This is a genomic window from Nocardia sp. NPDC057227, from assembly GCF_042669725.1.
In the GTDB taxonomy this organism is placed as follows: Bacteria; Actinomycetota; Actinomycetes; order Mycobacteriales; family Mycobacteriaceae; genus Nocardia; species Nocardia asteroides_A.
The window spans coordinates 405160-417020 of record NZ_JBHUXA010000003.1 but is presented as its reverse complement, the minus strand read 5'-3'; the positions used below and the strand labels follow the sequence as shown (position 1 = coordinate 417020).

General features: G+C 73.7%; 10 protein-coding genes and 1 pseudogene. 8 read left to right on the top strand and 3 right to left on the bottom strand.

Going from position 1 to position 11861, the window contains the following annotated elements:
• The 4 genes and pseudogenes from ACFUJ1_RS07820 to ACFUJ1_RS07805 form a co-directional block, all read left to right on the top strand.
• A pseudogene (locus ACFUJ1_RS07820) lies at window positions 1-222 on the top strand (ATP-binding protein); the annotation flags it as partial.
• Window positions 219-1460 (top strand): cytochrome P450, encoded by a 1242-nt coding sequence (locus tag ACFUJ1_RS07815; protein WP_378643746.1) that lies wholly within the window; start codon window positions 219-221, stop codon window positions 1458-1460. The pseudogene ACFUJ1_RS07820 and the gene ACFUJ1_RS07815, both read left to right, overlap by 4 nt.
• 10 nt (window positions 1461-1470) lie before the next feature.
• Window positions 1471-2682, top strand: a complete 1212-nt coding sequence (locus ACFUJ1_RS07810; RefSeq protein ID WP_378643744.1) for a cytochrome P450 — start codon at window positions 1471-1473, stop codon at window positions 2680-2682.
• Between the two features lie 134 nt (window positions 2683-2816).
• Window positions 2817-3530 carry a 3'(2'),5'-bisphosphate nucleotidase CysQ gene (locus ACFUJ1_RS07805; protein ID WP_378643742.1) on the top strand — a complete coding sequence of 238 codons (714 nt, stop codon included), beginning with the start codon at window positions 2817-2819 and terminating at the stop codon, window positions 3528-3530.
• Here ACFUJ1_RS07805 and ACFUJ1_RS07800 read toward each other — a convergent pair whose 3' ends face one another.
• Entirely contained in the window at window positions 3531-4220 is a 690-nt protein-coding gene (locus ACFUJ1_RS07800) for a winged helix-turn-helix transcriptional regulator (RefSeq protein ID WP_378643740.1), read from the bottom strand.
• Window positions 4221-4312: 92 nt separating this feature from the next.
• On the opposite strand from ACFUJ1_RS07800, the gene ACFUJ1_RS07795 reads away from it, so the two are divergent.
• From ACFUJ1_RS07795 to ACFUJ1_RS07785, 3 genes are all read left to right on the top strand, one after another.
• Window positions 4313-5428, top strand: coding sequence for an acyl-CoA dehydrogenase family protein (locus ACFUJ1_RS07795; RefSeq protein ID WP_378643738.1), 1116 nt, complete (start codon window positions 4313-4315; stop codon window positions 5426-5428).
• Window positions 5429-5494: 66 nt separating this feature from the next.
• Complete coding sequence (locus tag ACFUJ1_RS07790; protein WP_378643736.1) at window positions 5495-5962, top strand: RrF2 family transcriptional regulator; 468 nt, start codon at window positions 5495-5497, stop codon at window positions 5960-5962.
• Window positions 5963-5964: 2 nt separating this feature from the next.
• On the top strand, window positions 5965-7140 hold the full coding sequence (locus ACFUJ1_RS07785; RefSeq protein ID WP_378643788.1) for a globin domain-containing protein: 1176 nt from the start codon (window positions 5965-5967) through the stop codon (window positions 7138-7140).
• On the opposite strand, the gene ACFUJ1_RS07780 is transcribed toward ACFUJ1_RS07785, so the two are convergent.
• Window positions 7095-7814: a hypothetical protein gene (locus ACFUJ1_RS07780; protein WP_378643735.1), complete on the bottom strand. Its 720-nt coding sequence runs from the start codon at window positions 7812-7814 to the stop codon at window positions 7095-7097. The genes ACFUJ1_RS07785 and ACFUJ1_RS07780 overlap by 46 nt on opposite strands.
• Between ACFUJ1_RS07780 and ACFUJ1_RS07775 the strand changes: the two genes are divergently transcribed.
• On the top strand, window positions 7813-10944 hold the full coding sequence (locus tag ACFUJ1_RS07775) for a BTAD domain-containing putative transcriptional regulator (RefSeq protein WP_378643733.1): 3132 nt from the start codon (window positions 7813-7815) through the stop codon (window positions 10942-10944). The genes ACFUJ1_RS07780 and ACFUJ1_RS07775 overlap by 2 nt on opposite strands.
• Here ACFUJ1_RS07775 and ACFUJ1_RS07770 read toward each other — a convergent pair.
• Window positions 10916-11842 carry a YihY/virulence factor BrkB family protein gene (locus tag ACFUJ1_RS07770; RefSeq protein ID WP_378643731.1) on the bottom strand — a complete coding sequence of 309 codons (927 nt, stop codon included), beginning with the start codon at window positions 11840-11842 and terminating at the stop codon, window positions 10916-10918. The genes ACFUJ1_RS07775 and ACFUJ1_RS07770 overlap by 29 nt on opposite strands.
• Window positions 11843-11861: the final 19 nt, after the last annotated feature.

Below are 11861 nucleotides of genomic sequence, written 5' to 3'. Positions count from 1 at the left end.
GAGGTGTTGTCGGTGTTGGAGGAGCGTGGGGTTCCGTATGCGGTGGGGATCAACGAGTTCGACGGGTCGCGGACGTATCCGTTGGAGGAGGTCCGCGACGCGCTCGACCTCGCCCCGAGTACCCCGCTGGTCCACCTCGACGCCAGGGATCGCGGCGCCTGTCTGCGTTCGCTGATCACCCTCGTCGAATTCCTGTTCCACCGTCTGGAGTTTCAGCAATGAGCCACCCCGCACTCGGGTGCCCCGTCCCGCACGGGTCGCCGTTCGACACCGAGGGGCCGAGGTATCCGCTCTGGTCCGACGAGTTCGCCGCCGACCCGCACAACGCGTACCGCGAGATGCGCAGGCGGTTCGGGTCGCTGGTGCCGGTGGAGCTCTCGCCCGGTGTCGCCGCCACGCTGGTGATCGGGTACCGCACCGCGGTCCAGATCCTGAACGACCCCGACCACTTCCCGGCCGACCCGCGGATGTGGCAGCGCGACGTCCCCAGCGACTGCCCGGTGCTGCCCATGCTGGAGTGGCGGCCGAACGCGCTGCGCAGCGCGGGCGCCGAGCACGCCAGGTATCGGGCCGCCAGCGTCGCCGCGCTCGCCGACGTCGACATGCACGGGGCGCAGCGCGCCGTCGAGCGGATCGCCACCCCGCTGATCAACGGCTTCTGCGAGGTCGGCTCGGCCGATCTGGTCGGCCAGTACGCGTTCCCGCTGATCTTCGCGGTCGTCAACGAGCTGGTCGGCTGCCCGCCGGAGATCGGGCAGACCATCGCCGAGGGCATGGCGCTGGTCTTCGACGTCGAGCACGCCGAGAAGGGCGCGGCGATGTTCACCGCGGGGCTGCACGAGCTCGTGCTGCTCAAGCGCCGCGAAGCCGGCCCCGACATGGCGTCCAGGGTGGTGCACCACCCGGCCGGGTTCGACGACAACGAGGCCATCCAGCAGCTGCTCACGCTCTACGGCGCCGGGATCGAGCCGATGATGAACCTGATCGTGAACACGGTCCGGCTCATGCTCACCGACGAGCGGTTCGGCGGCAAGATGCTCGGCGGCAGCCTCTCCACCAGGGACGCGCTCGACGAGGTGCTCTTCACCGACCCGCCGCTGGCCAACTTCTGCATGACCTACCCGCGCCAGCCGATCCTCATCGACGACGTCTGGCTGCCCGCCAACCAGCCGGTGCTGATCAGCATGGCAGGCGCCAACAACGACCCGGCCATCGACGCGGGCCGCTACACCGACAACCGCTCGCACCTGGCGTGGAGCGCGGGCCCGCACGCCTGCCCGGCCCGCTCGGTGGCCTATCTGATCGTGCAGGACGCGATCGATCTGCTGCTCGACGCGCTGCCCGAACTCTCGCTCGGCGTGCCGCCGGAGGCACTCGCCTGGCGGCCGGGCCCGTTCCACCGGGCCCTGGTCGCGCTGCCGGTCACCTTCCCACCCTCTCCACCGCTGCAGAGTTACTGAGGAGCCCGCCATGGCACAGCCACTCGTCCTCGACCCGACCGGTGCCGACATCCAGGGCGAGGGCGCGCGGATCCGCGCGCTCGGCCCGGTCACCCGGGTGCAGCTGCCCGGCGGGATCGCCGCCTGGTCGGTCACCGACGCGGCGCTGCTGAAGGGCCTGCTCGTCGACCCGCGGGTCTCCAAGGACGCGCGACAGCACTGGCCCCCGTTCATCGCGGGCGAGGTCGCGGCGGACTGGCCGCTGCTGCCGTGGGTCGCGGTGACCAACATGCTCAGCGCCTACGGCAAGGAGCACCGCAGGCTGCGCAAGCTGGTGGCGCCCGCCTTCACGCACCGGCGCACCGCCGCGCTGCGGCCCCGGATCCAGGCCATCGCCGACGAGCTGCTCGACGAGCTGGCGACGGCCGACGGGGTCGTCGACCTGCGCGAGGGGTACGCCTACCCGCTCCCGATCCGGGTGATCAGCACCCTGATGGGGGTGCCGGAGCAGCTGCACGCCGGGTTGCGCACCTGCGTGGACGGCTTCTTCGACACCTCGCTGCCGCCCGAGGCGGCGCAGGCCAACTACGCCGAGATGTACCGGCTGCTCGGCGAGCTGGTCGAGATCCGGCGCGCCGAGCCCGGCGACGACATGACCAGCCTGCTCATCACCTACCGGGACTCCGAAGACGGCGGCAGGCTGAACGAGCAGGAGCTGCTCGACACCCTGCTGCTGGTGATCGGCGCCGGCCACGAGACCACCGTCAACCTGCTCGACCAGGCCATCCACGCGCTGCTCACCCGGCCCGCCGAAGCCGATCGGCTGCGCTCGGGCGCGGTGCCGTGGAGCGATCTGATCGAGGAGGCGCTGCGGTACGAGGCGCCGCTGGCACACCTGCCGCTGCGCTTCGCGGTGGAGGAGCTCGAGGTGGGCGGGGTGCGGATCGCGGCGGGTGACGCCATCCTCGCCAGTTACGCGGCGGCCAACCGGGATCCCGCGGTGTACGGCGCGGACGCGGACGAGTTCGACCTCACCAGGGCGGCGAAGGAGCACCTGGCCTTCGGATACGGCACGCACCACTGCCTCGGTGCGCCGCTGGCCCGGCTGGAGGCCGAGATCGCGCTGCCCGCGATCTTCGCGCGCTTTCCGGAGATGCGGCTCGCGGTGGCCGAGGGGGAGCTGGGGCGGGTGCCGAGCTTCATCTCGAACGGGCACAAGCGGTTGCCGGTGCTGCTGGGCTGATCCGCCGAGTACCGCGGGGACCCGATCGTCGGCGCCGCCGCCCCGGTGAGCTGACCAGCGGTAACGACGCGAAACCATCCGGCCGGGCACCCCGGAGGGTGACAAAACGATCTTTCCCGGCGAGAGTGAAGCGGGTGAACGACCACGAACTGGCCGCGTCCCTCGCCGCCGAAGCAGGGGAACTGCTGCTCCGCATCCGGGATCAGGGCGGCGCCGCTGGCGACCGGCAATCCAACGCGCTGCTGCTGGAGCGGCTGCGCGCGGCCCGGCCGGACGACGCGGTGCTCTCCGAGGAGGCGCCGGACGACGCGGCCCGGCTGCGGTACGAGCGGGTCTGGATCGTCGACCCGCTCGACGGCACCAGGGAGTACGGCGAGGCCGGGCGGGACGACTGGGCGGTGCACGTCGCGCTCGCGGTGGACGGGGCGGCGGTGATCGGGGCGGTGGCGCTGCCTGCGGCGGGGATCGTGCTGCACACCGGGGAGCCGCCGGTGCTCGCGGCCGCGGAGCCGGGGCCGATCCGGGTCGCGGTTTCCCGGAGCAGGCCGTCCGCGCGCGTGACGGCGCTGATCGGGGCGGTCGCGGGGCGGCCGGTGCCGATGGGGTCGGCGGGGGCGAAGGCGATGGCGGTGGTGCGCGGGGTGGCCGATGTGTACGCGCACTCCGGCGGGCAGTACGAGTGGGATTCCTGCGCGCCGGTCGCGGTGGCCGCGGCGGCCGGGCTGCACGTCTCCCGGCTGGACGGCAGCCCGCTGCGCTACAACCGCCCCGACCCGTACCTCCCCGACCTGGTGATCTGCCGCCCCGAACTCGCCGACAAGGTGCTCTCCGCCCTCGGCGCGGGCTGATCAGGCGCTCGCCTCCACCGGCAGCGGCACCGCGAGGTAGGGCGCGATCGGACTGAGCCGCAACACGTTCGGCATCCGTCGGGTGACCGAGCTCGGCCCGGCGAAGTCCAGCCGCCCGGTGCGGACGGCGTGACCGAGCGGCATCCGCCCCAACCACACCTGGTACAGCCCGGCCACATCCGCGGTGATCGTGACATCCACCTCGAACCCGGGATCGGTGGTGCAGACCGAGGGCGCGCCCCGGTCGACCACGATCCAGAACCGCCGCGCGTCGTCGGTGAACCGCACCGCGAAGACGTGCCGGAAGCCGGGCAGCTCGGCGGTGTCGAGCCGGGTGTGCATCCACCAGACCAGCAGGTCGGCGTCGAGCTCGCTCGGATCCGGGGCACCGAAGGTGTGCTTGGCGCCCCACTCGCCCAGCCCGAAGAGCACCGGCTCCAGATCGGTACCCGCCTCGGTGAGCAGGTACCGCACCCCCGCCTTCTCGACCAGCCCGGCCCGCTCGAACTGCCGCAGCCGCTTGGCCAGCAGGCTGCGGGAGAGCCCGGGGAGCCCGCGGGCCAGGTCGTTGAAGCGGGTGCTGCCCAGCAGCAGATCGCGCAGGATGAGCAGCGACCAGCGCTCGCCGAGCAGCTCCAGCGCACGGGAGATCGGGCAGTACTGGCCGTAGCCTGCGGTCGGTTCGGGCATGGGTGGCACCTCGCGGAGGGGTCGATTTCGTGTACCGGACGGGTCCATTTCCTGGACTATCCGGTTATCGCGGAGCTTTCTAACTTCGAAACATGACCACCATCGAAACCACCACCGTGAATTGGCTCGACCGCGCGAAGGCGGTCGGCGAGACCCTGCTCCCCGGCGTCGCCGAGCGCGACCGCACCGGCGAGATCGCCCCCGCGGACCCCCTGCGCGGCCTGATCGGGGCAGGCGTCCCGACCGAGTTCGGCGGCGGCGGCGCCACGCACGCCGAAATCGGCGCGATACTGCGCGAACTCGGCAAGTACGACCCCTCGACCGCGGTCGCCTTCGCCATGCACAGCCACCTGGTCGCCACCCAGGTGTGGCGGCACAAGCACGGCGCCGACGCCTCCGGCGTGCTCACCAAGGTCGCGGGCGGCGCGATTCTGGTGAGCACCGGCGCCTCGGACTGGGTGGAGTCGAGCGGCACCGCCGAGCGAGTGGACGGCGGTTATAAAGTCTCCGCGCGCAAGGCGCCTGCCAGCGGCTGCGAGATCGGCACCATCCTGGTGACCAGCATCCGCTGGGACAGCGGGCCGGAGGGGCCGCGGGTGCTGCACTGCGCGGTGCCGCTGAGCGCGCCCGGCCTCCGGATCGAACAGACCTGGGACACCCTCGGGCTGCGCGCCACCGGCTCGCACACCGTCGTCCTGGAGGACGTCTTCGTCCCGGACGCCGCGGTCTCGCTGATCCGCCCGGTCGACGCCTGGCCGCCGCTGCTGAACACCGTGATCGGCGCCGCCATGCCGCTCATCACCGCCGCCTACCTCGGCATCGCCGACGGCGCGGTGGAGACGGCGCTGCGCCTGGTCGCGGGCCGCACCGACCAGCACGTCCTGCAGCTGACCGGCGAGCTGGTGAACGCCCACACCACCGCCGAAGACCTGGTCACCGCCATGTTCGCCGGTTCGGACGACCTGAACTTCGCGAACACCGACGCCTACGCCGCGCGCACCCTGAGCCGCAAGACCGTCGCGGCCGAGCAGCTGATCGCCACCGTGCGGCTGGCCATGGAGACGGTCGGCGGGGTCGGCTACTCGCGCGGCTGCGATATCGAGCGGCGCTACCGCGACGTGCACGGCATCCTCTTCCACCCGCTGCCGCGGGCCAAGCAGCTGCTGTTCAGCGGCCGGGTCGCGCTCGGGCACGGTCCGCTGGGCTGAAAACCGTTGCTGCGGCCTCGATCACATAATTGGTATCTGAGATGCGAATTATCGTAGGGTCGAGCCGTGCAGCTCACCAGGTTCACCGATCTCGGCCTCCGCGTCGTCATGCGGCTCGCGGTCGCGGGGGACGGGGAGCGGCCGGGCAGCAGGGAGATCGCCGACGAGCTGTCGGTGTCCTACGCGCACGTCGCGAAGGTGATCACCCGGCTCGGTGAGCTCGGCATGGTGGACGCGCGGCGCGGCCGCGGCGGCGGGCTCGCCATCACCGAGCTGGGGCGCACCGCCTCGGTCGGCTGGCTGGCCCGCAGGCTGGAGGGCGAGGGCGAGGTGGTCGAGTGCGACGGGGCGAATCCGTGCCCGCTGCGCAACGGCTGCCGACTCCGGACGGCACTGCGCGGCGCGCAGGAGGCCTTCTACGCCGCGCTGGACACCGTGACGGTCGGCGAACTCACCGGCGAACCGACGCGCGCCGTGTTGCTCGCACTCCCCGGGGTGCGCAGCACCCCGGACGCTCGAACGATCGGAGAATGACCATGCTCTCGGCCACCGCGACGGAGACCGTCCGCGCCACCCTGCCCGCGGTCGGTGCCGCCATCGGCGACATCACCGCGCTCTTCTACCGCAGGATGTTCGAGGCGCACCCGGAGCTGGAGCGCGACCTGTTCAACCGGGGCAACCAGCGGCAGGGTCAGCAGCAGCAGGCGCTGGCCGGCGCGATCGCCGCCTTCGCCGCGCTGCAGCTGGAGCCGGACCCCGCGCGGGTCGAGCTGATCCTCTCCCGGATCGCGAACAAGCACGCCTCGCTCGGCATCGAGCCCGCGCAGTACGAGATCGTGCACACCTACCTGTTCCAGGCCATCGCGGAGGTGCTCGGCGCCGCCGTCACGCCGGAGGTCGCCGCCGCCTGGGACGAGGTGTACTGGCTGATGGCCGAGACGCTGATCGCGATGGAGGCCGAGCTGTACCGGTCCGCCGGGGTGGCGCCCGGCGCGGTCTGGCGGACGGTGCGGGTGCGCGAGCGGCGGTACGAGTCGGCGGACACCGTCTCCTTCGTGCTCACCGGTACCGCGCTGCCGACCTTCGCGCCGGGGCAGTACCTCTCGGTCGCCGTGCGGCTGCCGGACGGCGCCAGGCAGATCCGGCAGTACAGCCTCTCCTCGGCGCCCGCCGCCGGGGACTGGCGGATCACCGTGAAGCGGGCGGGCGAGGTCTCGAACTTCCTGCTCGACAACGTCTTCGAGGGCGACGAGCTGCAGGTCACCACGCCCTTCGGCGATCTGGTGCTGCCGGACGACGACGCCCCGCTGCTGCTCATCTCGGCCGGGATCGGCTGCACCCCCATGATGGGGATGCTCGCCCACCTCGCCGACACCGGCGATCCCCGCCCGGTCTCGGTGCTGCACGCCGACCGCGCGTTGAGCAGCCACGCGCACCGCGCCGAGCTGGCGGAGCTGGTGGAGCGGCTGCCGTACGCGGTCATGCACCGCTGGTACGAGGAGCTCGGCTCCCGCGCGCCCGGCGCCGGGCTCCTGGCCGGTCGCGCCGACCTCGGCGAGGTGACGGTCGCCGCTGGCACCCGCGCCTATCTGTGCGGCCCGCTGCCCTTCATGCTCGGCATGCGCAGGGCGCTGCTGGAGCGCGGCGTCGCTGCGGCGGACATCCACTACGAGGTCTTCGGCCCGGACAGCTGGGCGCCCGCCCCGGCCTGATCCGCCCGCCACCCGCCGGGGTAGCGCAGCATGAGCACCCCGATCGCCGCGACCGCGATCCCGCGCGGCGCCTCGTACAGGAATCCGGAGAAGCCCTGCACCGCGGGGATCGGCAGGAAGAACCCGGCCATCCCCACCAGGGTCAGGACCGCGATCCAGCGCGGCACCGCGCGGTTGCGCAGCAGGCTCGCGCCGAGCAGCGCCATGCCGCCCAGCATCACCAGCCCGCCGAGCTGGTTGAAGAGCACGAAGGCGGTGGAGTCGAGCATCTGGTCGTTGTCGGCGATCAGGTGCGCGGTGGCCGGGTCGGCGGCGAAGGGGTGCGCGACGAAGAGCTCCACCGTGAGGTGCCCGGTCGCGGTGACGATATTGCCGAGCAGGTAGCAGAGCAGCCCGACGAAGCCGGCGATGCCGATCCGCGGCCGCAGCCAGGCGTACATGCCGGGCAGGCCGAGGACGAGCAGCACGGTGCCGATGCCGAGCAGAACCTGCGCGATCGGGGTGCCGGGGCTGGTGAGCGCCTCGACCGAGTGGCCCTTGCCCGCCACGATCGGGTGCAGTGTGCCGCCCGCGATGCAGAGCGCGCCGCCGGAGGTCAGCGCGGCGCCGCAGAGGCGAAGTACAGTCGCGCGGGAGGGGCCCGCGGTGGGCTGGAGAACCGAAGAGGAAGTCATGGGGCAAGGGTCGACGGGGCCGCTGGTGCGCGGCTGGTCCGGCGCTGGTGCGCCCGCCGTCGCGGTGCTCGGGCCGCTCGCGGTGCGCGGCCCGAGCGGCGCCGCCATCCCGATCCCGGCCCGCAAGCACGCCGAGCTCCTGGTGCTCCTCGCCGCCGAGCGCACCACCCGCAGCGCGGGCTACCTGTGCGAACTGCTCTGGCGCGGGCACCCGCCGGAGAGCGCGACGGTGACGCTGCAGGGCTACGTGTCGCGGCTGCGCAAGGCGCTGCGCCCGGTGCCTGAGCTCGCCATCGAGACCGGCCCGAACGGCTACGTGCTGCGCTGCTCCGGCTCCGGCACCGACCTGGACCTGCTCGATCTGCTGACCCGCGAGGCCAGGGCCGCGCACGCGGCTGGCGATGTCGCGGAGACCGTGCGGCTGCTGGAGCCCGCGCTCGCGCTGTGGCGCGGCGAACCGCTCGCCGACGTCGCCGACATCGCCGAGCTGGCCCCGGAGCGCACCCGGCTGGACGAGCTGCGCGCCGAGCTCACCGAGCTGTGCGCGGAGGGGCTGCTCGTGCTCGGCCGCGCCGCGCAGGCGGTCACCCTGCTCACCGCGCAGCACGAGCGGCACCCGCACCGGGAGGGCACCGCCCGGCTGCTCGCGCTCGCGCTGCGCGACAGCGGCCGCACTCCGGAGGCGCTCGCGCTACTGCTGCGGCTGCGCCTGGCGCTGCGCGACGACCTCGGCCTCGACCCCGCACCGGACACCGTGCGGGTCGAGCACGAACTCCGCGCGCCCGCCCCGGCGCCGCTGCCGTCCGGCCTGGTCGGCCGGGACGAGGTCGCCGTGCTCCTCGACCGGGCCAGGGAGCGCGCCGCGCACGGCCTCACCGTGGTCCTTGTCCGCGGGGAGCCGGGAATCGGCAAGACGGCCGTGGTCAGGGACGCGCTGCGGCGCAACGGTGACCACGCCTTCATCGGCACCGGCAGCCCCGACCCGCTGGCCACGCTGGCCCCGTGGCTCGACCAGGCGGCGCTGGCGGGCCGCGACGTCCCCGACACCCCGACCCCGCGCGTGCTCGCCGCGCTGCTCGCCGACGTCGCGCGGGAGACCGGCCGCGCGGTCGCCGTCCTGGACGACGTGCAGTGGGCCGACCCCGCCTCGCTGCGGATCATCACCGGCGCCGCCCGGGTGCTCCGCGCGCACCCGGTGCTGCTCCTGCTCACCCAGCGCCCCGGCCCGCTCCCCGAACCGCTCCGCGCGCTCGGCGAGATCACCACCGTCGACCTCCCGCCGCTGCCGGACGCCGCGGTGGCCGAGCTCGTGCGCACCGCCCTACCGGCCGACCCGGCGCTGCGCGACCGGATCGTGGCGGCCGCGGCGGGCAGCCCGTTCGTCGCCACCCAGCTCTGCGACCGAGCGCTGGCCGGGCGCCCGCTCGATGCCGTGACCGTCGACCTGCTGACGCCGCGGGCCAGGGAACTCGCCGAGCTGCTGGCGCTCGTCGGCACGAGCGCCCCCATCGGCCTGCTCGCCGATTCCCCCGACTTCGACAGCGCCGCAGCCGAACTCGTGCAGAACCGAATCGTCACGGTCACCGACGGCACGATCGCCTTCGGCCACGACCTGATCCGCGCCACCGTGCTCGACGGCATCGGCCCGGTCCGAGCGGCACCACTGCACGCCCGCATCGCCGACGCGCTCGCCGCCGGCCAGCCGGACGCACTCGCCGCGCAGGCCAGGCACCGCTGCGCCGCCGCGCTCGACACCGCCGACGAGCGCGCCGCGGCGGCCTGCCTCGCCGCCGCCACCCGCGCCCTCCACGACCACGCCCCCGACGAGTGCGCCGAACTCGCCGAGCGCGGCCGACGGCACGCGAGCCGCACCACCGCTGTCGAGCTCGACCTGCTGGCCGGGCAGGCACACCACCGCCTCGGCCACTTCGACGCCGCCGCCCGCTGCTTCGACCGCGCCGCCGGGCACGCCGACGCGGCCGGGCTCGCCCGGATCGCGCTGCTCGCCGCTCCGCACGGTGTCGCCGGGTACTTCTCCGGATACGGCGTGCTGCAGTCGGATTCGTCCGGGCTGCGGGCGCGGGCGCTGGCACACCGGCTGGAGCTCGACGCCGACGCGGTCGCCGAGGTGGAGGCGATCGAGGCCACCGACCGGGCCGTGCACGGCATCGCGGGCGACCTGGACGCCCTCGCCGAGGCGAAGGCGCGCAGCGCGCCGGGCAGCAGCTCCTGGCCGCAGGTGCTGCTCGCCGAGTTCGTCTGCACCTGGGAGCCGGGCACGCTCGCCGACCGCACCAAGATCGCCGAGGAGCTGGCCGAGCTCGCGGGCGCCCGCCACACCGCCAGGGCGACCGCGCTGCACCTGCGCCGGGTCTGCGCGCTGGAGGCGGGCGATCTGCGGCTGGTGCGCAGGCTCTCCGCCGAGTTCGCCCGGCTCGCCGCCGACGGCGGCACCGACCTCGCCGCCACCCAGCTGTGGTGGGACGTCATGCTCGCCGTGCTGCGCGGCGACTACGACCGCTCCCGCGCGCTCATGCGGCGCTTCGCCGCCGACCTCGGCCCGGTGGACGACCGGGCCCGCATGCTCGCCGAGGCATCCCTGCTCACCAGCGGCTCCATCGAGCTGTGGCACCGCGGCAGGCTCGCCGAGGTGCTGGCCGAGGCCGACCGCATGGCCACCGACTTCGACGAGGACTTCGCGCTGGTCGTCGCGATGGCTGCCGCCGAGACCGGGGAGCGCGAGCGCGCGCTGGCCGCGATCGAGTCGGTGCTGGCCGTGCCGGGGCGCTGGCACGGGCCGCGGGTCGCCGTCCGGGTGCCGCTGCTCGCGGAGGCGCTGCTCGCGCTCGGCCGCACCGCGCCCGAGCTCAGGGATCGGGTGCGCGGCTACGCCGCCGGACTGGAGCCGCTCACCCGCGGCTGGGGCGCGGCCGCGATCGTGCAGTGGCCCGGCCTGGTCTGCCTGGGGCCGTCCGGGCTGTACAGCGGCACGATCCGCGGCATTCTCGGGATGCCGGGCGCGGCTGCCGAGGTGGCGGCGGCGCGGCAGCGGGCCCGCGAACTCGGCGCGCTGCCCTACGAGCGGCGCGCGGCCGAGCGGCTCAGCGGCTGGCCGTTCCGTCCCGGTTGAGCCTGCGGGTCGGCTGCCGCGGCACCGCGCCCGGGTCGGGGGCGTTGTAGGCGGCGCCGAGCAGCAGCGCGAAGTGCGTGATCCACACCCACACCAGCAGAATGACGGCCGCCGCCAGGGAGCCGTACAACCGGCTGTAGGAGCCGAAGTGCTCGACGTACAGGGTGAATCCGAGGGAGGCGGTCAGCCAGACGGTGAGCGCGAGCAGGCTGCCGCGGGCCAGCCGCCGGTAGCGGGTGCCGTGGCCGTGCAGCACCAGCCGGTACAGCAGCACCACCAGGAACGTCATCGCCGCGAGCAGCAGCGGCCACTTCAGGATCGGCCACGTCGCCGCGACCTCCTCACCGAGCCCGAGCCGCTCGCCGATTCCGTTCGCCATCTCGCCGGTGGTGACCACCGCGACCAGGCAGCAGGCGAGCAGCGGGAACGCCACCGCCGCGAGCACCGCGCGCAGCAGGATCGTGCGCTTGCGCGGCTCGTCGCCGACGATCCCGTACATGGACTGGATCCCCTGCACCAGCGCGCCGAGATACCGGGTCAGGATCCACAGCGTCACCGGAAGACCGAGCAGGATCAGCGGCGCCGAGAGCGCCGAGCCACGCAGCTCGTGCAGCGTATCGATGAGCAGCTGCGCGCCAGGGCCGGGGCCGAGCGTGCGGAACTCGTCCACCAGCGGATCGGTGACCGACTGGTTCAGCGCGCCGACGATCGCCAGCATGGTGGTGAGGGTCGGCAGCGCCGCGAGCACCGCGTAGAAGGTGAGCGTCGCGGCGTGGTCGGCGAGGGTGTCGTCGAAGATCAGGTCGAACAGGTACCTGGCCAGTTGCCCGCGCGAGCGCCGGACCGGCGCCGTCGGTGCGACGACGGCGTCCAGCGGTGCCTCCGGTACGACGGTCACGGCTTCCCCCTTGTCCTGT

Coding starts and splice junctions, on each gene's coding strand:
- ACFUJ1_RS07815 (WP_378643746.1), top strand. CDS start 219: ATGAGCCACCCCGCACTCGGGTGCCCCGTCCCGCACGGGTCGCCGTTC.
- ACFUJ1_RS07810 (WP_378643744.1), top strand. CDS start 1,471: ATGGCACAGCCACTCGTCCTCGACCCGACCGGTGCCGACATCCAGGGC.
- ACFUJ1_RS07800 (WP_378643740.1), bottom strand. CDS start 4,220: ATGCCCGAACCGACCGCAGGCTACGGCCAGTACTGCCCGATCTCCCGT.
- ACFUJ1_RS07795 (WP_378643738.1), top strand. CDS start 4,313: ATGACCACCATCGAAACCACCACCGTGAATTGGCTCGACCGCGCGAAG.
- ACFUJ1_RS07785 (WP_378643788.1), top strand. CDS start 5,965: ATGCTCTCGGCCACCGCGACGGAGACCGTCCGCGCCACCCTGCCCGCG.
- ACFUJ1_RS07775 (WP_378643733.1), top strand. CDS start 7,813: ATGGGGCAAGGGTCGACGGGGCCGCTGGTGCGCGGCTGGTCCGGCGCT.
- ACFUJ1_RS07780 (WP_378643735.1), bottom strand. CDS start 7,814: ATGACTTCCTCTTCGGTTCTCCAGCCCACCGCGGGCCCCTCCCGCGCG.